Here is a 20,203-nt window from a genome sequence, read left to right as displayed (position 1 = left end):
CGCACCGTGGCAAAACAGGCTACAGTGAGCCACAGACACAAACTGACAGGCTGCGAACAAGGAGAATGCATGAAACAAGTCGTTTATACCGCCAGTCCCGAGAGCCAGCAGATCCACGCGTGGCGGTTAGATGAAGAGGGCGCACTTTCGCTGTTGCAGGTGACGGACGTCTCCGGCCAGGTTCAGCCGATGGTGGTCAGCCCGAAGAAAGATTTTCTCTACGTCGGCGTGCGCCCGAACTTCCGCGTGCTGGCGTTCCGCATTGCCGCCGACGGCACCCTGAGCGAAGCGGGCGAAGCGCCGCTGCCGGGCAGTCCGACCCATATTTCCACCGATCGCGCTGGCAACTTTCTGTTTTGCGGCTCCTATAACGACGCCTGCGTCAGCGTCAGCCCGATTGGCGATGACGGCCTGCCGCAGGCGCCGTCTCAGGTGATCCGCGAGCTGGACGGCTGCCACTCCGCCAATATCGACAATGCCAACCAGACGCTGTTCGTTCCGGCGCTGAAGCAGGATCGCATCTGCCTTTACTCCCTGAGCGCCGACGGCACGCTGGCGCCGCGCGAGCAGGCGCAGGTCACCACGGTAGAGGGCGCGGGTCCGCGTCATATGGCGTTTCATCCCAACGGCAGCTACGCCTACTGCGTCAATGAACTCGACAGCACCGTCGACGTCTGGGCGCTGAGCAATGCGCGCGGCGAAGTAGAGCGCGTGCAGTCGCTGGACATGATGCCGCCGGGCTTTAACGAAACGCGCTGGGCGGCGGATATACACCTGACCCCTAACGGCCGCTTCCTTTACGCCTGCGATCGCACCAGCAGCACCATTACGGTGTTCAGCGTCAGCGAAGATGGTGGCTTGCTCTCTATCGAGGGCTATCAGCCGACGGAAACCCAGCCGCGCGGCTTTAATATCGATCACAGCGGTCGTTATCTGGTGGCGGCAGGTCAGAAATCGCACCATATCGAAGTGTACCGCATCAGCGAGCCGCAGGGATTGCTGACTCCGCTGGCGCGCTATGCGGTGGGCCAGGGACCGATGTGGGTGGTGATCCACTCGCTCGATTAAGAAGAGAACTCCGGCGCAGCGGCCACGCTGCGCCGCCTTCAGGCTCCGTTACGAATAGTTCACCGTAATGCTGGCGCTCGCCAGCGCATGAAAATGCACGTTAAAGCCGACCATCGCGCCGCTCGCTTCGGCGTCCACCTCGATCGTTTCGACATCCAGCGCATGCACGGTAAAAATATAGCGATGGCTTTCGCCCTGCGGCGGCGCGGCGCCGCCGTAGCCGGCTTTGCCGAAATCGGTGCGCGTCTGCAGCGCGCCCGGCGGCAGCATCGCCAGGCCGGAACCGGCGCCTTGCTCCAGCAGCTGGGTGCTGGCGGGAATATTCACCACCACCCAGTGCCACCAGCCGGAACCGGTCGGCGCATCGGGATCGTAACAGGTCACGACGAAGCTTTTGGTGCCTTCCGGCGCATCGTCCCACGCCAGGTGCGGGGAGATATTGTCGCCCTGATAGCCCATGCCGTTAAACACCTGGCGCTCCGGCATCTTGTCGCCGTCGTTAAAATCATTGCTGTAAACGCGCATCTTCTCTCCTCGGTTGGGATAAACCTTCAGTATCAACGTCTTCCATCTTAGCGAAAAAAGCAGGCGGTTCCAGCTGTTAGCGACGATCAGGCGTTAAAGTGCGCCTCCCGCGTCAGCGCTTCGGCAATTGCCTCGGTCAGCTGGCGCAGCGCCTGCGGCGTAATGATATAGGGCGGCATCAGGTAGATCAGGCGGCCAAACGGACGGATCCAGACGCCGCGATCGACGAAAAAGCGCTGCAGCGCGGCCATATTGACCGGACGGCGCGTCTCAACCACGCCGATAGCGCCCAGCACGCGCACATCCGCCACCTGCGGCGCAGCGCGCAGCGGCATCAGCTCATCGCGCAGCTGCCGTTCAATGCGCGCCACCTGCTGCGGCCAACTGCCCTCGTTAAGCAGAGAGAGACTCTCTGCGGCCACGGCGCACGCCAGCGGGTTGCCCATAAAGGTCGGCCCGTGCATAAAACAGCCCGCCGGACTGTCGCTGATGCCGTCGGCGACGCGGCGCGTGGCGAGGGTCGCCGCCAGCGTCATCATGCCGCCGGTCAGCGCCTTGCCGACGCAGAGAATATCGGGCGTCACCTCCGCATGCTCGCAGGCGAAAAGCTTGCCGCTGCGGCCGAAACCGGTGGCGATCTCGTCGGCGATCAGCAGCACATCATAGCGATCGCAGCACTCGCGCACCCGCTGCAGATAGCGCGGATGATAGAAGCGCATGCCGCCCGCGCCCTGGACGATCGGCTCAAGGATGACCGCGGCAAGTTGCGCATGGTGCTGCTCAATCAGGCGGACAAAGTCATCCGCGTCGCGCTCGTCCCAGATATCGTCAAAGCGGCACTGCGGCGCGGCGGCGAAGTGGTGCTCCGGCAGATAGCCGCGCCACAGGCTGTGCATCGAGTTATCGGGATCGCATACCGACATCGCCGCAAAGGTGTCGCCGTGATAGCCGCGCTGTAGCGTAAGAAACTGCTGGCGCGTTTCGCCGCGCCCGAGCCAGTACTGCATCGCCATCTTCATCGCCACTTCCACCGCGACCGAGCCAGAATCGGCGAGAAATACGCACTCCAGCGCGGCGGGCGTCATCGCCACTAGCTGGCGGCAGAGCGCGACCGCCGCAGGATGCGTAATACCGCCGAACATCACATGCGACATCTGCGCCATCTGATCCTGCATCGCCCTGTTCAGCCGGGGATGGTTATAGCCGTGGATCGCCGCCCACCAGGAGGACATGCCGTCCACCAGTTCGCGGCCGTCCGCCAGCTGCAGTTGCGTACCCTGCGCCGCCACTATCGGGTAGCAGGGCAGCGGATCGCGCATCGAGGTATAGGGATGCCAGATATGCTGGCGGTCGAATTCAGCGTCCTGAGGGGTAAACATGGTAGTTGTAAACCAAAATAAAAAGATTTAGTTTACAAGTATAACCACGTTAACTGTCGGGATGACACCCTTTTTTTGGAGTAGGCAATGGCACAACACTGGACTCTGGCGCAGGCGCAGGCGCTGTTTGATAAACCTTTTCTTGAGCTGATGTTTGAGGCGCAGCAGGTTCACCGCCAGCATTTCGACCCGCGTCAGGTTCAGGTCAGCACGCTGCTGTCGATCAAAACCGGCGCCTGCCCGGAGGACTGCAAATACTGCCCGCAAAGCGCCCGCTATAAAACCGGCCTGGAATCCGAGCGGCTGATGGAGGTACAGGAGGTGCTGGCGTCGGCGCGCAAAGCGAAAGCGGCGGGCTCGAGCCGCTTCTGCATGGGCGCGGCGTGGAAAAATCCCAACGACCGCGATATGCCCTATCTTGAGCAGATGGTGCAGGGCGTGAAGGCGCTGGGAATGGAAACCTGCATGACGCTCGGCACGCTAAGCGATCGACAAGCGCAGCGTCTGGCGGGCGCCGGGCTCGATTTTTACAACCACAACCTCGACACCTCGCCGGAATTTTACGGCAGCATCATCACCACGCGCTCCTATCAGGAGCGGCTGGATACGCTCGGCAAAGTGCGCGATGCCGGTATCAAAGTCTGCTCGGGCGGCATCGTCGGGCTGGGCGAAACCGTGAGCGATCGCGCCGGGCTGCTGGTGCAGCTGGCGAACCTGCCGACGCCGCCGGAGAGCGTGCCGATCAATATGCTGGTGAAGGTCAAGGGCACGCCGCTGGCGGACAACGACGACGTCGAGCCGTTCGACTTTATCCGCACTATCGCCGTAGCGCGCATCATGATGCCGACCTCGCACGTGCGTCTCTCGGCGGGCCGCGAGCAGATGAGCGAGCAGACCCAGGCGATGTGCTTTATGGCAGGCGCCAACTCGATTTTTTACGGCTGCAAGCTGCTCACCACGCCGAACCCGGAAGAGGATAAAGACCTGCTGCTGTTCCGCAAGCTGGGCCTTAATCCTGAACATACCCACACCGCGCACGGCGATAATGAACAGCAGCAGCAGCTGAGCGAGCAGCTGTTCCACGCCGACACCGACCAGTTCTACAACGCGGCGCTGTAATGAGCTTCTCCACGCGTATGGCGCAGGCGCTGGAGACGCGCCGTGCCGCTGACGGCTGGCGTCAGCGTCGGCTGGTGGCGCGCAACGATACCCGCACGCTGCAGGTCGAGGGAAAGCGGTACCGTCACTTCTCCAGCAACGACTATCTCGGCCTGAGCCAGCATCCGGCGGTGATCGCCGGCTGGCGTCAGGGCGCGCCGGGCGCCGGCGCGTCGGGACACGTCACGGGGTATAGCACCCGCCACGCCGAGCTGGAGGCGCAGCTCGCCGACTGGCTCGGCTATTCGCGCGCGCTGCTGTTTATCTCGGGCTTCGCCGCCAATCAGGCGATCGTGCATCTGCTGGCGCAGAAGCAGGATCGCATTATCGCCGATAAGCTGGCGCACGCCTCGCTGCTCGATGCGGCGGGCCATACGCCCGCCACGCTGCGCCGCTTTCACCATAACGATGTCGAGAGCCTGACGCAGCGACTGGCGTCGCCGTGCGATGGCGAAACCCTGGTGATCACCGAAGGGATCTTCAGCATGGACGGCGACAGCGCGCCGCTGGGAGCGCTCGCCGCCGCCGCTCGCCGCGCCGACGGCTGGCTGCTGGTGGATGACGCCCACGGCATCGGCGTGGTGGGCGATCAGGGGCGCGGCAGCTGCTGGCGGCAGGGCGTCAAGCCGGAGCTGCTGGTGGTGACCTTCGGCAAAGCCTTTGGCGTCAGCGGCGCGGCGCTGCTGTGCGACGACGCGACCGCCGACTATTTCCTGCAGTTTTCTCGCCACCTCATCTACTCGACGGCGATGCCGCCCGCCCAGGCGAGCGCGCTGCTGGCGGCGCTGCATGAGATTCAGGGCGGGGACGCGCTGCGTCAGCGGCTCAGCGACAATATTCAGCGCTTTCGCCGCGGCGCGGCGGGCTTACCCTGGGCGCTGATGCCCTCAGAAAGCGCAATCCAGCCGCTGATCGTCGGCGAAAACGGCGGCGCGCTGGCGCTGTCGCAGCGTCTGATGCAGGCGGGCTGCTGGGTCAGCGCCATCCGGCCGCCGACGGTGCCGCCCGGCACCGCGCGGCTGCGCATCACCCTGACCGCCGCCCACCGGGCGGATGATATCGACGCACTGTTGGAGGCGCTGCATGACGCTGCGGGTTAACAAAGCGGCGGTGGCGCGCGCGTTCGGCCGTGCGGCGGGCCACTATGAACAGCACGCCGAGCTGCAGCGTCGCTGCGGCGACGCGCTGCTGGCGCTGGCGCCGCCTCTGGCCGATGGGGATCTGCTTGACGCAGGCTGTGGCACCGGCTGGTACAGCCGCCTCTGGCAACAGCGCGGGCAGCGCGTCGTGGCGCTCGATCTCTCGCCGCAGATGCTGCGGCAGGCGCGCGGCCTCGACGCGGCGAGCAGCTATCTGGCGGGCGACATTGACGCCTTGCCGCTGGCGAGCCAGAGCGTCGATTGCGTCTGGAGCAATCTGGCGGTGCAGTGGAGCAGCGACTTGCGCACCGCGCTGCACCAGTTCTCCCGCGTGCTGCGGCCCGATGGCGTCATGCTCTTCTCGACGCTGCTGGCCGGCTCGCTGCAGGAGGTGCACGACGCCTGGCGGCCGCTGGGCCTCGGCGAGCATGCCAATCGCTTTCTGACCGAGGAGCAGGTGCGCGCGGCGGGCGCCGGGCTCAACCTTCGCTTTATCCGTCAGACGCAGGTGATGCATTTTCCCAACGCCCTGAGCGCGATGCGATCGCTGAAGGGCATCGGCGCCACGCATCTGCACCAGGGCCGGGACGGCGCGCCGCTGACGCGGCAGCGGCTGGCGCAGCTCGAGGCGCTGTGGCCGCGCGATGCGCAGGGTTGCCGTCTGACTTATCAACTGCTTTTTGGAGTTACGCAACGATGAAATGGTTTATTACCGGCACCGACACCGAGGTGGGTAAAACCGTCGCCAGCGGCGCGCTGCTGCAGGCGGCGGGCGCGGCGGGCTATCGCACCGCCGGCTACAAGCCGGTCGCCTCCGGCTGCGACGTCACGCCGGAGGGCGTACGCAACAGCGATGCGCTGGCGCTGCAGCGCTACAGCAGCCTGACGCTGCGCTACGAACAGGTTAATCCGCTGGCGTTTATCGAGCCGACGGCGCCGCATATCGTCAGCGCGGAAGAGGGCAGGCCAATCGCTTTCGAGGCGTTGTCGCAGGGGCTGCGCGCGCTGGAGGCGCAGGCGGAGTGGGTACTGGTGGAGGGCGCCGGCGGCTGGTACACGCCGCTGTCTGAGACGCAGACCTACGCCGACTGGGTAGCGCAGGAGCAGCTTCCGGTGATCCTGGTGGTCGGGGTCAAACTGGGCTGCATCAACCACGCCATGCTGACCGCCGATGCGGTGCAGGCGCGCGGCCTGCGGCTGGCGGGCTGGATAGCCAACGATATTGAGCCGCCGGGCAAGCGCCATCAGGCCTATATGGCGACGCTGAAACAGCGCATTCCCGCGCCGTTTCTCGGCGAAATCCCCTGGCTGCCCGATGCGGCGGCGCAGGCGGACTGCGGCCGCTTTATCACGCTGCCTGACTAGCCTTCAGCTCACCGTCAGCCACTTATTGACGGTGAGATCGTCCAGCTGCGCCACGCGTCCCTGCGCGACGTTGCGTCCGCGGTGCAGCAGCAAAAAGTAGTCGGCGACGCGGCGGATCAGCGAGACGCGCTGTTCCAGCAGCAGCACGGTCAGGCCGTAATCGAGATTCAGTCGGCGGATCAGGTTGCCCATCTCCTCTTCCAGCCAGGGCGACATGCCGTCGGTCGGTTCGTCGAGGATCAGCAATCTGGGCCGCAGCACTAGCGCGCGCGCCAGCGCCAGCTGCTGCTGCTGGTCTATAGGCAGTTCGCCGCTGCGCTGCTGCCGCAGCGAATAGAGCGCCGGAAACAGGTCGAACACCATCTCGGGGATGACGTGCGGTTTGTCGCTTTGCCCGCTGCCCGCCAGCAGGGCAATCAGCAGGTTATCCTCTACGCTCATCTGCGAGAAGATATGGCGGCCCTGCGGCACGTAGCCGATCCCCATGCGCGCACGCTGTTCAGCTGGCTGCAGCAGCAGATCGCGCGGCGGCGAGCCATCTTCCTGCCAGGTCATCGATCCGCTGTTAATCGGCAGGCGACCCATAATGCAGTTCACCAGCGTGGTTTTGCCCATGCCCGGACGGCCCAGCACGCCGGTGCAGGTGCCGGGCGGCAGGTCGAGATCCACATCCCACAGGATATGGTTCTGTCCGTAAAACTGATTCACCGAACGTAAACTCAGCATCTGACTCTCCTCTTACAGATCTTGCCTGAATGCTTCCGCTCTTTGACGTCTGGCAAACAAGTCTTCAACGGTGGCGGTAGCGCGAATGTCGCCATGCCTTACTTTCCTCAACCCTCTCGCTGAACGCTGCAATTACCGGGCCAGAATCACTTTGCAGGCCGTGAAGCGCCAGCCGGGGGCAATTAGCCGGTAAAAGATGAAAAATGCTTAACAATTACCGCGGGTAATCAGGGTGCTGCACTTTCACGGTGCTGATGAGTTGACGTTTCTGGTGCAACGGGGCTGCGGCACGGCAGCTTGTTGAATTTTACTGGTCTTAAAGGCGGTCGCGGCTGGACGAAAATTCAGCGGCGAGCTGAAAAAGCATAGTTAACCGCCACGTTTCCGGCAGGAATTTAAGCGGAAATATTTTTTTTTCACGCGGGCGGCTTAAGGACAAAAAATTATGCACAGCCGATGGCGAAAGGGCTGTCTTTAGTTATCCACCATTCCTGTGGATAACCTTGTGCATTAGACAGTGAAAACAGAGCGCAAGCGAGGAAATACGCGGCCTGGTTACATAATGCTGAGAAACTGGGCTTTTATCTTATTTATTTAAAAAACAGGTAGTTAATAAAAAACAAGCCTGAGAATTTTCCGCTGCGTAACAGAGCTGAAATTTAATGACGGTCTCTTGACAAATGTTATAAATCCGCTCCGGCTGGGGATAACCTTGCGCAACAGCGAAAATGTTGTGGCGTTGTTACAGCCAGCGAGACGTTGTGCCGCGCCAGCGTCCCACTGTGCCGCGTTACTGGTGATTTATCCAGTATTATTTTCTGGCAAAATCGCCACGGCAGAGTAAAATGACTCGGCTAGCCGCCGCATTCTTCAGCAGGAACCGCATCTCATGAGTAAAGTCTTTAAACTAAATTCCGCCTTCCAGCCCTCCGGCGACCAGCCAGAGGCGATTCGTCGCCTCAAAGAGGGGCTGGAGGATGGTCTTGCCCATCAGACGCTGCTCGGCGTAACCGGCTCCGGCAAGACCTTTACCGTCGCCAATGTTATCGCCGATCTTAACCGGCCTGCGATGGTGCTGGCGCCGAACAAAACCCTGGCGGCGCAGCTCTACGGCGAGATGAAAGAGTTCTTCCCCGACAACGCGGTGGAGTTTTTCGTCTCCTATTACGACTACTACCAGCCCGAAGCCTATGTGCCGAGCTCCGACACCTTTATCGAAAAAGATGCCTCGGTAAACGAACATATCGAGCAGATGCGTCTGTCGGCCACCAAGGCGCTGCTGGAGCGACGCGACGTTATCGTCGTGGCGTCGGTTTCCGCTATCTACGGCCTGGGCGATCCCGATCTCTATCTGAAAATGATGCTGCACCTGACGCGCGGCATGATTATCGACCAGCGCAGCATTCTGCGCCGTCTGGCGGAGCTGCAGTATGCGCGCAACGACCAGGCGTTCCAGCGCGGCACCTTCCGCGTGCGCGGCGAAGTGATCGATATTTTCCCGGCGGAGTCGGAAGATACCGCGCTGCGCGTCGAGCTGTTCGACGAAGAGGTCGAGCGGCTGTCGCTGTTCGATCCGCTTACCGGGCAGATCCTTTCTACCGTGCCGCGCTTTACTATCTATCCCAAAACGCACTACGTGACGCCGCGCGAACGTATCGTGCAGGCGATGGAAGATATCAAAGTCGAGCTGGCGGATCGTCGTCGGGTGCTGCTCGAGAACAACAAGCTGCTGGAAGAGCAGCGCCTGACGCAGCGCACCCAGTTCGATCTGGAGATGATGAACGAGCTGGGCTATTGCTCGGGCATCGAAAACTACTCGCGCTATCTCTCCGGGCGCGGGCCGGGCCAGCCGCCGCCGACGCTGTTCGACTACCTGCCCGCTGACGGTCTGCTGATTGTCGATGAATCGCACGTCACCATTCCGCAAATCGGCGGGATGTATAAGGGCGACCGCGCGCGTAAAGAGACGCTGGTGGAGTATGGCTTCCGCCTGCCTTCCGCGCTCGACAACCGTCCGATGAAATTCGAAGAGTTTGAGGCGCTGGCGCCGCAAACCATCTACGTTTCGGCAACGCCGGGCAACTACGAGCTGGAGAAATCGGGCGGCGAGGTGATCGATCAGGTGGTGCGTCCGACCGGTCTGCTCGATCCGCTGCTGGAGGTGCGTCCGGTGGCGACTCAGGTGGACGATCTGCTGTCGGAGATCCGCAAACGCGTCACCATCAACGAGCGCGTGCTGGTGACGACGCTGACCAAGCGTATGGCGGAAGATCTCACCGAATATCTCGAAGAGCACGGCGAGAAGGTGCGCTATCTGCACTCAGATATCGATACCGTCGAGCGTATGGAGATCATCCGCGATCTGCGTCTTGGCGAGTTCGACGTGCTGGTGGGGATCAACCTGCTGCGCGAAGGGCTGGATATGCCGGAAGTGTCGCTGGTGGCGATCCTCGATGCGGATAAAGAGGGCTTCCTGCGCTCCGAACGCTCGCTGATCCAGACCATCGGGCGTGCGGCGCGTAACGTTAACGGCAAGGCGATCCTCTACGCCGACAAGATCACCAACTCCATGGCGCGCGCCATCGAAGAGACCGAACGCCGTCGCGAGAAGCAGCAGAAGTACAACGAGGAAAGAGGCATTGTGCCGCAGGGGCTCAACAAGAAGATCACCGATATTCTTGAACTGGGTCAGAACGTCATCAAGACGCGCGGCAAGGCCAAAGCCAGCAGCCGCGGCGCCGCCGAGGCGGATGCCAGCTATCTGGCGCTGACGCCGCAGGCGCTGCAGAAAAAGATCCACGAGCTGGAATCGCAGATGCAGCAGCACGCGCAGAACCTCGAGTTCGAAGAGGCGGCGAACGTGCGCGACAAGCTGCATCAGCTGCGCGAACTCTTTATCGCCGCCTCGTAGCGGCTTAGCTAAACCGCTGAATGGCGTGTTCCAGCGCCAGGCGCAGCAGCTGGCGGTCGTGACGATAGGGAATATCGGCGGCCTCCAGCGGCTCGCGCACGATCAGACGCTTCTCTACGCCAGCGGTATCAGCGGCCGGGCTGACCACTACCGCGTCAATCACCCGTTTGCCGATATATTTCTCCATCATTGCCAGCTTATCCGCCACCGTCAGGCTGGCGGCGGCTGGACTCAGCTCGCGTCCCAGATTGCCGATAAACACCATGGTGGCGGGCGTACGGCGCAGCGCGCGCGCCATCTCCTCCATCAGCAGGCTCGGCATCAGGCTGGTGTAAAAGCTGCCCGGTCCGATCAGAATCAGATCCGCTTCGGCAATCGCTTCCAGCGCCTCGCGGGTCGGCGCCACGTTCGGATGCAGCATCAGCTCCTGCGGCGGCTGTGTCATGGCGTCGATATCGGTTTCGCCGTAAACCATATTGCCTTCGCTGTCTAACGCCACCAGATCGACCGGCTGCTCTGACATCGGGATCAGGAAGGCATCGACCTTGAGCAGGTTGCGGATGATATTGATCGCCTCCAGCGGCCTGACGCTGAGGTGGTCCAGCGCCTTAAGCATCAGGTTGCCCAGGTTGTGGCCGGAGAGCTCGCCGTTGCCGGCAAAGCGATATTCGAACATCGCCGACGCGACGCTCGGCTCGGTGATCAGCTGGTTGATGCAGTTGCGCATGTCGCCCCAGGCGATGCCGCCTTCGGAACGGCGTATGCGTCCGGTAGAGCCGCCGTTATCGGTGGTGGTGACAATGCCGGTCAGGCGCGAGCCCAGCGGCGACAGGGCGGACATCACGCGCCCCAGCCCGTGTCCGCCGCCCAGCGCCACCACGCGATCGAGGTCTGCCAAAGTTCGGTTCATATTTCCTCTTTACACCCGCTGCCGACTTACCGTACCGGCGTCTTTTTCAGCGGGCCATGTTAACCTTACTGCCGCGAAAATGCGGCGAAAAATCGTTATGTATCAATATATATAGCGCACGTAGTGGATGGCAGAGCGGCAAAATTCGCGCTACCATTTGCCAACCGTGTCGTCCATGTGGGCGACATACACTCAAAGCCTGAACGCCTAAGTCAAACGATAGGGGGTTCAGGCCGCAGCCGACGCGCTGCCAGGGTGCAGAAAGAAATGCCTGCATCTCCCGTATTTGGAAAAGGTGTTCTGGTGTCACAACTTACTGATGCATTTGCACGTCGGTTTTACTACCTGCGTCTCTCGGTGACGGATGTCTGTAACTTCCGCTGCACCTACTGCCTGCCCGACGGCTATAAGCCGCAGGGCGTGAGCAACAAAAGCTTTCTCTCGCTCGATGAAATTCGACGCGTCACGCGCGCCTTCGCCGCGGCCGGCACTGAAAAAGTGCGTCTGACCGGCGGCGAGCCGTCGCTGCGTCGCGATTTTACCGACATTATTGCCGCCGTGCGGGAAAACCGCGCCATTCGGCAGATCGCCGTCACCACTAATGGCTATCGGCTGGCGCGCGACGTCGCCGCCTGGCGCGCTGCCGGTCTCACCGCGCTGAACGTCAGCGTAGACAGCCTCGACGCGCGCCAGTTCCACGCCATTACCGGCCAGGACAAGTTCCATCAGGTTATGGCGGGCATCGACGCCGCCTTCGACGCGGGCTTCCAGCAGGTCAAAGTCAACAGCGTGCTGATGCGCGACCTCAACAGCCGCAACCTGCAAACCTTTCTGGACTGGATCCGCACGCGCCCGATTCAGCTACGATTTATCGAGCTGATGGAGACGGGCGAGGGCGGCGCGCTGTTCCGCGACCAGCACGTTTCAGGCGCGGTGATCCGCGACCAGCTGATCGCCCAGGGCTGGCAGCGCCGCGAGCGCGGCCGCAGCGACGGTCCGGCGCAGGTCTTTTACCATCCTGACTACGTCGGCGAGATCGGCCTGATTATGCCCTATTCGCGCGATTTCTGCGCCAGCTGCAACCGTCTGCGCGTCTCGGCGCATGGCAATCTGCATCTTTGCCTGTTCGGCGACAGCGGCGTGCCGCTGCGCGATCTGCTGGTTTCCGACGCGCAGCAGGCGGAGCTGCAGGCGCGCATCGCCCACAGCCTGGGCGCGAAGAAACAGACGCACTTCCTGCATCAGGGCAATACCGGCATCACGCAGAACCTTTCCTTCATCGGCGGTTAATCTCAGGAGCGAGTCAATGGGCAAATCTACGGGTGAATTTATTCCGGTCAACCTGGCGGTGCTGACCGTTTCCGATCGACGCGACGCCAGCAGCGACACCTCCGGCGATTATCTGCGCGCTGCGGCGCACGAAGCGGGTCACGTGGTGGTGGATCACGCCATCGTCGGCGAAGATCGCTATCGCATTCGTGCTATCGTGTCGCGCTGGATTGCCAGCCTGGATGTCCAGGTGGTGGTGATCAACGGCGGCACGGGGTTCAACGCGAAAAACATTACGCCAGAGGCGATTGAGCCGCTGTTCGATCGCAAAATAGAGGGCTTCGGCGAACTGTTCCGCATGTTCTCCTGGGAGGATATCGGCGGCTCGACGCTGCAGTCGCGCGCCGTCGCCGGCATCGCCAACGGCACGCTGATCTTCGCGATGCCTGGCTCCACCAGCGCCTGCGAAAGCGCCTGGGAGCGCATTATCGCCGACCAGATCGACGCCCGCACCGGTCCCTGTAATTTCGTTTCACACTTAAAGAAGCTGTAAGCCATGCAACTGACACATATTAACGCCGCGGGCGAAGCCCATATGGTCGACGTCTCCGCCAAGGCGGAAACGGTGCGCGAGGCGCGCGCGGAAGCGCTGGTGCTGATGGCCGCCGAGACGCTGCAGATGATTGTCGACGGTAGCCACCATAAAGGCGACGTCTTCGCCACGGCGCGCATCGCCGGCATTCAGGCCGCCAAACGCACCTGGGAGCTGATCCCGCTCTGCCATCCGCTGATGCTGAGCAAGGTTGAAGTCAACCTGATCGCCGAGCCGGAACATCAGCGCGTGCGCATCACCTCGCTGTGCCGCCTGAGCGGCAAAACCGGCGTCGAAATGGAAGCGCTGACCGCCGCGTCGGTGGCGGCCCTGACCATCTACGACATGTGTAAAGCGGTGCAGAAAGATATCGTTATCGACCAATTGCGCCTGCTGAGCAAAAGCGGCGGCAAATCCGGCGATTTCCAGGCGGTGGCCCATGATTAAGGTGATGTTTTTCGCGCAGGTGCGCGAGCTGGTGGGCACCAGCTCGCTGGAAATGCCTGCTGACTTTCCCGACGTGGCGACGCTGCGCGACGCGCTGGCGCAAAAAGACGATCGCTGGGCGCTGGCGCTCGACGCAGGCAAACTGCTGGCCGCCGTTAATCAGACGCTGGTGCCGATGTCGCATCCGCTGAAGGCGGGCGACGAAGTGGCCTTTTTTCCGCCGGTCACGGGAGGCTAAGATGGCAACGCAAATTCGCGTCGGCGCGGCGCCCTTCAGCATGGCCGACGAATATGCCTGGCTCTCAACCTCTGACGCCGACGGCGCGGTGGTGACCTTTACCGGCAAGGTACGCAATCACAACCTGGGCGACAGCGTCGCCGCGCTGACCCTTGAGCACTATCCGGGTATGACGGAAAAAGCGATGCACGAGATTGTCGACGAGGCACGCAGCCGCTGGCCGCTCCAGCGCGTCAGCGTTATCCACCGCATCGGCGAGCTTTTTCCCGGCGATGAGATCGTCTTCGTCGGCGTCACCAGTGCGCACCGCGGCAGCGCCTTCGCCGCCGCGGAATTCATCATGGACTACCTGAAAACCCGCGCCCCGTTCTGGAAGCGCGAAGCCACCGAGCAGGGCGATCGCTGGGTCGACGCCCGCGACAGCGACCATCAGGCCGCGCAGCGCTGGGATTAAGGCTTGCTGAGCTGCTCCGCTGGACCGAAATGGGTATGGCCGTGAGCGTGCTCGCCGCCGCCGGAGACGCGTTTTAGCTGGATCACCTCGCCGCGCTGCCAGGCGTTAGCGCCCGGCGCCACCGGCTGGGTGACGATATCGGCGCGCGACGCCCGCAGCTTGCGGCTGTCGATATCGAAACGTTTGTCGCGATCCGCCAGCAGGCGATTATCAAGCTGGCCGTCGGCGGTAAAGCCCATCATCAGCGCCGGAATGCCGATCGGCAGGGTTTTGTCGCGATCGGTATGCCAGGTGTGCCAGGTTTTGCCGTAGGTATTGGCGATGCGCGCCATCAGCGCGTGATCCGCCGCCTGGGGCAGGCCCGGCGCAATCAGCGTGCCCGATTTCACTTCATAGTCGTGGCTGTGCCACAGCTTTTTCTCTTCCGGCGGCAGGCTCTGATAGAGCCGCGCGCTGATAATGTACTCCACCCCCATCAGCCGCGCGTCTTTGGTATTGCCGTCGTAAATCACCGCCTGCATCACGTCGTCGTTCAGCACCGTCACGTAGTGGTGCGCCTCCATCTGGCCGTTCTGATCGCCGTTGTAGAAGTGAAAGCCGTCGAGATAGGTGTTGATCGCCTCGATAGGCGGACGCGACTGCAGCAGGTCTGCGCCGGTGGCGAGCGCTTTCATTTTTGCCGAAGTGGGCGCGCCGGGCGAGGCGACCTGCGCGGGCGTGTTATTTGCGCCGCAGCCACTGAGCAGCAGGGCAATGGCGGCACCGAGCCAGAGTTTTTGCATAACTATTTCCTTTTACGCGAGAAAACCTCAGCCTGGCTGAGAAACGCCGATACGCAAGCGCGACGGCAGCGCGGGAATTTACGCCTCGTCTGATGGTTTGTCCGCGCTTCGGTGCTAAGGTAAGGGTTTTGTTTTCCTGCAAGGACCGCTATGCCAGTTTCCGCATCGCTCAAACGTTTCTCACTGCTCGCCGCGCTGGTGCTGGCGGGCTGTAGCACCAAAAAAACGCCCGAGGCGCCGGTGCGTCAGCCGGCCGACGTCAAGGCGCAAATTCAGCGTCTGCTGCCCGCGCACGTTAGCGACAAACCGGGCTGGGCCACCGATATCTATACGTCGTTTCGCACCCAGCAGATCGACCCCAGCGTCAGCAATCTGTGCGCCGCCATCGCCGTCGCGGATCAGGAGTCGAACTTCAGCGCCGAGGCGGCGGTGCCCGGCCTGCCGAAAATCGCCTGGGGCGAGATCGACCGCCGCGCGGCAAAGGTGCACGTGCCGGCATTCCTGGTGCGCACCGCGCTGATGATTAAATCCTCTAACGGCGAAAGTTATGCGGCGCGGCTCGACAAAGTACGCAGCGAAAAAGAGCTGAGCGCCATTTTCGACGATTTTATTGATATGGTGCCGATGGGGCAGACGCTGTTCGGCAACCTGAACCCGATTCATACCGGCGGCCCGATGCAGGTCAGCATCAGCTTCGCCGAGGCGCACGCCAAAGGCTATCCCTGGCCGATCGACGGCTCGATCCGCCGCGAGGTCTTTACCCGCCACGGCGGCATGTACTTCGGCATTATGCATCTGCTTGGCTATCCGGCGGACTACAGTAAGCCGATCTACCGCTTCGCCGACTTTAACGCCGGCTGGTACGCCAGCCGCAACGCCGCTTTTCAGGCGGCGGTGGCGCGCGCGACCGGCATGAAGCTGGCGCTGGACGGCGATCTGATCCTTTATGGCTCAGACAAAGCGGGCGCGACCGAGCTGGCGGTGCGCACCCTGGCGAAGCAGATCGACATGAGCGACAGCGCCATTCGTCGCGACCTGGAGAAAGGAGAGCAGGCGAGCTTCAGCGACAGCACGCTGTGGAAGCAGGTCTTCGCGCTGGCGGACAAGATGGCTGGCCGCCCGCTGCCGCGCGAGATGCTGCCGGGCATCAAGCTGGAGAGCCCGAAAATCACCCGCAATCTCACCACGGCCTGGTTCGCGCAGCGCGTCGACAGCCGCTATCAGCAATGTTTATCGCGCCGCTGAGGCGCGCATTGTGGGGCAGTTAAGCCATGCTGTGCCACAATTAGGCATATCCGTCGGCTTGCCGACGCCTTTTCACTCACATGAGGTGCATCATGGATCGATATCCACGCAATGATTCTCTGGTGCAGCCCGCGACGAGCGGGTTGCAGGCTTTTATGGCGCAGGTTTACGGCTGGATGACCTGCGGGCTGCTGCTCACCGCCTTCGTCTCCTGGTATGCGGCGGGCAACGAGCGCATCATGTTCTTTATCTTTTCCAACCGTATGACCTTCTTCGGTCTGATTATCGCCCAGCTGGCGGTGGTGTTCGTGCTCTCCGGCATGGTGCACCGCCTGAGCGGCGCGCTGGCGACCGGGCTGTTTATGCTCTATTCGGTGCTGACCGGCCTGACGATGGCCAGCATTTTCCTCGCCTACACCTACACCTCCATCGCCAGCACCTTCTTTGTGACGGCGGGGATGTTCGGCGCCATGAGCTTTTATGGCTACACCACTAAACGCGACCTGAGCCGCTTCGGCAGCCTGCTGTTTATGGCGCTGATCGGGATTTTGCTGGCGTCGCTGGTGAACTTCTGGCTGAAGAGCCCGGCGCTGATGTGGGCGATTACCTATATCGGCGTGGTAGTTTTCGTGGGGCTGACTGCTTATGACACCCAGCAGCTGCGCCAGATGGGCGAGCAGATCGACGTGCGCGACCGCGAGTCGCTGCGCCGCTATTCGATTATGGGCGCCCTGAAGCTCTATCTCGACTTTATCAACCTGTTCCTGATGCTGCTGCGTATCTTCGGCAACCGTCGCTAAGGAACGATGCGCTCCATCCCGCCCGCCAGGCCGGGATGGAGCCATTGCGTACTACGCACTCTTCTGCAGTTTCTGTTCATTCTTCGCGCGCAGATGCTTCGCGCGACTCTCCAGCATCAGGTAGAGCACCAGCGCCAGCAGCAGCGGCAGAATAAAATAGAGCACGCGATAGGCGAGCAGCGCCGCAATAATGGTGCCGTGCGACGCGTGCTGCCCGCTCAGCAGCGCCAGGAACACCGCCTCCAGCACGCCGATCCCGGCCGGAATATGAATAATCACCCCCGCGATACTGCTGATCAGCAGCACGCCGAGCACGATGGGGTAATCCACCTGACGCGCCAGCAGCAGCCAGATAATCGCGCCCATCACCAGCCAGTTGGCGGAGGAGACCGCGAACTGAAACAGCGCCATGCGCAGCGACGGCAGCTGCAGCGTCTGACGGCGGATGGTCCACTTGCGGCGCTTTGAAAAGGCGCAGGCCCAGAGAAAGACCGCCACCACCGCCAGCAGCACCACGCCGATAATGCGCAGCGTGGTCTCGCCGATAAACCAGCCGCCGGGGATTGGCACCATACCCGCGCTAAACACTATGCCCGCCAGCAGAATATAGCCGAGCCAGTTGGTGGCGATGCTGAGCGAGAAAATACGCGTGATGGTCGCGCTGTCCAGCCCCAGCCGCGAATAGAGCCGGTAGCGCATCGCCACGCCGCCGACCCAGGTACTTAGCGTCAGGTTAAAGGCGTAGCAGATAAACGACACCAGCATCACCTGTCGCTTCGCCAGCTTATGGCCGCAGTAGGCGCGGCCGATCAGGTCATAGCAGCCGTAGGTGAGGTAGCTGACGATCACCAGCGCGACCGCGCTCAGCACCGCCAGGCGGTTATAGTTGACGATAACGTTGTAGACATCTTCCCAGTTCACTTTGCGGGCGTAGACCACCAGCAGCACAATGACCGCGATGAAAAAGAGCCAGGTCAGCACCTTCTTCGCCAGCTTCCATTTAGGATGTTTTTCCGCCATCAGGATTTCGCCCCTTCATTGTCTGTTTCGACACGGTCCTGCGTTTCCATTTCCGGCTGAACCGGCGGATCGACCTGCGCAATCAGTGGTGTATGCGCGGGCAGCCAGCCGGCGATAGCCGGGAAATGGCGTAAGAAGTGAAACACCACCACGCTTTTGGTCAGCTGCCACCAGTTGCGCGGCGGCAAGCGATCTTCCTGCACGCGCTGGCAGTCTTTCGCCAGCAGCTGTTCCAGGTTATCGCGCAGCGTCTGGTTGAAATCGCGATCGTAGACGATCAGGTTAGCTTCGAGGTTGAGCGACAGGCTTAGCGGATCGAGGTTGCTGGAGCCGACGGTGGCCCACTGGCGATCCTGCACCGCCACCTTGCCGTGTAGCGGGCGGCGAATATATTCGTAGACTTCCACGCCGGCATCCACCAGGTAGTTATAGAGCAGCTCCGCACCGACTTTGACGATGGGCATATCGGGCTCGCCCTGCACGATCAGCCTGACCCGCACGCCGCGCTGCGCCGCGCTGCGCATCTCGCGCAGCAGCCGATAGCCGGGAAAAAAGTAGGCGTTGGCGATAATCACATCCTCTTTCGCGGTGCGCAGCATATCAAGATAGTGCTTTTCGATATCGTCGCGGTGGTCGTCGTTGTCGCGATAGACGAACAGCACCTGCGCGTTGCCGGGCACGGCGTTGACCGCAGGGCGATGCGAGCGGCCGCCCCACCAGCGGCGCGTCACCGCTTCGCTGCCCATCGCCTCGCGCACGTAGCGGGTGATATCCTCCACGATGGGGCCTTTGACCTCAACGGCATAGTCCTGCTTCGCCTCCGGGCCGTAGCTGGTGTTGTGCTCTGCGGAAAAATTAATGCCGCCGACGAAAGAGATGACGTCGTCCACCACCACGATTTTCCGATGCAGGCGGCGGAAGACGTTGGTGCGCATCCCCATCACCAGCGGACGCGGATCGTAATAGATAAAGCGCACGCCTTCAGCCGTCAGGCTGTTGACGAATTTGTCGGAGAGATCCGGCGAGCCGTAGCCGTCCACCATCACCTCTATCTTCACGCCGCGCTGCGCGGCGGCCAGCAGCTCGCGGTGCAGCGCGTTGCCGACCTCATCCTCAAACAGGATAAAGGTTTCCAGCATTACGCTGCGTTCGGCACGCTGAATCGCGCCGAACACGCGCGGGAAAAATTCTTCGCCGTTCTCCAGCAGACGCAGACTGTTGCCTTCTCGCCATTCAAAATTCATAGGTGGATCTCCACGGCGAGCGGAGCGTGATCCGACAGGTGCGACCAGGGTTTGCGCGGCAGCGCCCAGGGATGACTGACCGTGGCGTTGCGGACATAGATACGATCGAGCCGCAGCAGCGGAAAGCGGGCAGGGAAGGTGCGCGCCGGGCGACCGTGTTTCATGCTAAATACCTCTTTTAATCCTGCGCCATGCTTCAGAATGTGATTGGCGCGCAGCTGCCAGTCGTTGAAATCGCCCGCAACGACCAGCGGCGCGTCGTGCGGCAGCGAGGCCACCATGTCGCACATCATTTTCATCTGTGCGTGGCGGTGCGCCTCTTTCAGACCCAGATGCACGCAGATCACGTGCAGGGTGCCGTGCGGCTCCGGCAGGCTGATTTTGCAGTGCAACATGCCGCGGTTTTCACTTCCTGCAACAGAAATATCGCGATTTTCGTACTCCTGAATGGGAAACCGTGACAAAATCGCGTTCCCGTGGTGTCCCTCCGGATAGACGGCGTTGCGGCCGTAGGCAAAGTCGTTCCACATGGTGTCGGCCAGAAACTCGTAGTGCGGCGTGCCCGGCCAGTTCTCGTGATGCAGCGGGTGTACGGCATGCGTGCCCATCACCTCCTGCAAAAAGACGATATCCGCTGAGGTGGCGCGTACCGCTTCGCGCAGTTCCGGCAGGATGAAGCGACGGTTAAAAGTGGTAAATCCCTTGTGGGTATTGATCGTCAGGACTTTAAGGGAAAATCCTTGCTTGGTTTGTGGCATACTCTCGACGCACTCCTTTTCATCAGCAACAAAAGTAAAGTGTAGTCTTTGTCACAAACGGGTGCGGATAAGGATGGAAATTTAGGGCGTTATCCGAAAATTGCTTTACATTGAGGAAACCGTTACCGGCCTGTGCCGGTTGCACTTGGGCGACCTGTTGGGTCTGCCAGGAG

The 20,203-nt window shown here is 61.8% G+C and carries 21 protein-coding genes and 1 riboswitch; of the genes, 13 read left to right on the top strand and 8 right to left on the bottom strand.

From position 1 onward, the window contains the following. Positions 1-69: 69 nt before the first annotated feature. Positions 70-1,068 (top strand): 6-phosphogluconolactonase, encoded by a 999-nt coding sequence (pgl, locus tag JS46_RS12520; RefSeq protein ID WP_033751619.1) that lies wholly within the window; start codon positions 70-72, stop codon positions 1,066-1,068. Positions 1,069-1,116: 48 nt separating this feature from the next. Here pgl and JS46_RS12515 read toward each other — a convergent pair whose 3' ends face one another. Continuing rightward, positions 1,117-1,593, bottom strand: a complete 477-nt coding sequence (locus JS46_RS12515) for a kinase inhibitor (protein WP_033751616.1) — start codon at positions 1,591-1,593, stop codon at positions 1,117-1,119. A gap of 86 nt (positions 1,594-1,679) precedes the next feature. After that, positions 1,680-2,972 carry an adenosylmethionine--8-amino-7-oxononanoate transaminase gene (bioA, locus tag JS46_RS12510; protein ID WP_033751614.1) on the bottom strand — a complete coding sequence of 431 codons (1,293 nt, stop codon included), beginning with the start codon at positions 2,970-2,972 and terminating at the stop codon, positions 1,680-1,682. Between the two features lie 87 nt (positions 2,973-3,059). Here bioA and bioB point away from each other — a divergent pair, with 87 nt between their 5' ends. From bioB to bioD, 4 genes are read left to right on the top strand one after another with little or no spacing between them, the layout of a single operon-like run. Then, the gene (gene bioB, locus JS46_RS12505) at positions 3,060-4,091 is read left to right on the top strand and encodes a biotin synthase BioB (RefSeq protein WP_033751611.1); all 1,032 of its coding nucleotides are present in this window, start codon (positions 3,060-3,062) and stop codon (positions 4,089-4,091) included. After that, positions 4,091-5,230, top strand: coding sequence for an 8-amino-7-oxononanoate synthase (gene bioF, locus JS46_RS12500; protein WP_033751608.1), 1,140 nt, complete (start codon positions 4,091-4,093; stop codon positions 5,228-5,230). Before bioB ends, bioF begins: the two co-directional genes overlap by 1 nt. Beyond that, a complete protein-coding gene (gene bioC / locus JS46_RS12495; protein ID WP_033751605.1) occupies positions 5,214-5,969 on the top strand; it encodes a malonyl-ACP O-methyltransferase BioC in 756 nt (251 codons plus the stop codon). Before bioF ends, bioC begins: the two co-directional genes overlap by 17 nt. Next, positions 5,966-6,634: a dethiobiotin synthase gene (bioD, locus tag JS46_RS12490; protein ID WP_033751603.1), complete on the top strand. Its 669-nt coding sequence runs from the start codon at positions 5,966-5,968 to the stop codon at positions 6,632-6,634. The genes bioC and bioD overlap by 4 nt, the downstream gene beginning before the upstream one ends. A gap of 3 nt (positions 6,635-6,637) precedes the next feature. On the opposite strand, the gene JS46_RS12485 is transcribed toward bioD, so the two are convergent. Then, a complete protein-coding gene (locus JS46_RS12485; protein WP_033751601.1) occupies positions 6,638-7,360 on the bottom strand; it encodes an ABC transporter ATP-binding protein in 723 nt (240 codons plus the stop codon). 889 nt (positions 7,361-8,249) lie between these two features. Between JS46_RS12485 and uvrB the strand changes: the two genes are divergently transcribed. Beyond that, positions 8,250-10,271, top strand: a complete 2,022-nt coding sequence (gene uvrB, locus JS46_RS12480; protein ID WP_033751598.1) for an excinuclease ABC subunit UvrB — start codon at positions 8,250-8,252, stop codon at positions 10,269-10,271. A gap of 4 nt (positions 10,272-10,275) precedes the next feature. Here the strand turns inward: uvrB and yvcK are convergent, their stop codons facing one another. Further along, complete coding sequence (gene yvcK / locus JS46_RS12475; protein ID WP_033751595.1) at positions 10,276-11,181, bottom strand: uridine diphosphate-N-acetylglucosamine-binding protein YvcK; 906 nt, start codon at positions 11,179-11,181, stop codon at positions 10,276-10,278. Between the two features lie 179 nt (positions 11,182-11,360). Next, a riboswitch (molybdenum cofactor riboswitch) is annotated at positions 11,361-11,495 on the top strand. On the opposite strand from yvcK, the gene moaA reads away from it, so the two are divergent. From moaA to moaE, 5 genes are all read left to right on the top strand, one after another. After that, positions 11,485-12,471, top strand: a complete 987-nt coding sequence (moaA, locus tag JS46_RS12470; RefSeq protein WP_033751592.1) for a GTP 3',8-cyclase MoaA — start codon at positions 11,485-11,487, stop codon at positions 12,469-12,471. It overlaps the preceding riboswitch by 11 nt. Before the next feature lie 16 nt (positions 12,472-12,487). Next, positions 12,488-13,003, top strand: a complete 516-nt coding sequence (gene moaB / locus JS46_RS12465; RefSeq protein WP_033751590.1) for a molybdenum cofactor biosynthesis protein B — start codon at positions 12,488-12,490, stop codon at positions 13,001-13,003. Positions 13,004-13,006: 3 nt separating this feature from the next. Continuing rightward, positions 13,007-13,489 (top strand): cyclic pyranopterin monophosphate synthase MoaC, encoded by a 483-nt coding sequence (gene moaC, locus JS46_RS12460; RefSeq protein WP_033751587.1) that lies wholly within the window; start codon positions 13,007-13,009, stop codon positions 13,487-13,489. Beyond that, positions 13,482-13,727 (top strand): molybdopterin synthase sulfur carrier subunit, encoded by a 246-nt coding sequence (gene moaD / locus JS46_RS12455; RefSeq protein WP_033751584.1) that lies wholly within the window; start codon positions 13,482-13,484, stop codon positions 13,725-13,727. Before moaC ends, moaD begins: the two co-directional genes overlap by 8 nt. 1 nt (position 13,728) lies before the next feature. Then, complete coding sequence (gene moaE, locus JS46_RS12450; protein WP_033751581.1) at positions 13,729-14,181, top strand: molybdopterin synthase catalytic subunit MoaE; 453 nt, start codon at positions 13,729-13,731, stop codon at positions 14,179-14,181. Here moaE and JS46_RS12445 read toward each other — a convergent pair. Next, on the bottom strand, positions 14,178-14,963 hold the full coding sequence (locus JS46_RS12445; protein ID WP_033751578.1) for an OBAP family protein: 786 nt from the start codon (positions 14,961-14,963) through the stop codon (positions 14,178-14,180). The genes moaE and JS46_RS12445 overlap by 4 nt on opposite strands. A 150-nt stretch (positions 14,964-15,113) precedes the next feature. Between JS46_RS12445 and JS46_RS12440 the strand changes: the two genes are divergently transcribed. Both JS46_RS12440 and JS46_RS12435 read left to right on the top strand, forming a co-directional pair. Then, positions 15,114-16,208, top strand: coding sequence for a DUF1615 domain-containing protein (locus JS46_RS12440; RefSeq protein WP_033751575.1), 1,095 nt, complete (start codon positions 15,114-15,116; stop codon positions 16,206-16,208). A 92-nt stretch (positions 16,209-16,300) separates the two neighbouring features. Then, complete coding sequence (locus tag JS46_RS12435; RefSeq protein WP_033751572.1) at positions 16,301-17,008, top strand: Bax inhibitor-1/YccA family protein; 708 nt, start codon at positions 16,301-16,303, stop codon at positions 17,006-17,008. Positions 17,009-17,059: 51 nt separating this feature from the next. Here the strand turns inward: JS46_RS12435 and JS46_RS12430 are convergent, their stop codons facing one another. From JS46_RS12430 to JS46_RS12420, 3 genes are read right to left on the bottom strand one after another with little or no spacing between them, the layout of a single operon-like run. Next, on the bottom strand, positions 17,060-18,028 hold the full coding sequence (locus tag JS46_RS12430; RefSeq protein ID WP_033751569.1) for a lysylphosphatidylglycerol synthase domain-containing protein: 969 nt from the start codon (positions 18,026-18,028) through the stop codon (positions 17,060-17,062). After that, on the bottom strand, positions 18,028-19,272 hold the full coding sequence (clsB, locus tag JS46_RS12425; protein WP_033751567.1) for a cardiolipin synthase ClsB: 1,245 nt from the start codon (positions 19,270-19,272) through the stop codon (positions 18,028-18,030). The genes JS46_RS12430 and clsB overlap by 1 nt, the downstream gene beginning before the upstream one ends. Then, complete coding sequence (locus JS46_RS12420; protein WP_033751565.1) at positions 19,269-20,030, bottom strand: endonuclease/exonuclease/phosphatase family protein; 762 nt, start codon at positions 20,028-20,030, stop codon at positions 19,269-19,271. Before JS46_RS12420 ends, clsB begins: the two co-directional genes overlap by 4 nt. Between the last annotated feature and the right edge of the window lie 173 nt (positions 20,031-20,203).

The organism is Pantoea sp. NGS-ED-1003, assembly GCF_000738765.1.
GTDB lineage: Bacteria > Pseudomonadota > Gammaproteobacteria > Enterobacterales > Enterobacteriaceae > Pantoea > Pantoea septica.
This window is presented reverse-complemented; position numbering and strand designations above follow the sequence as displayed.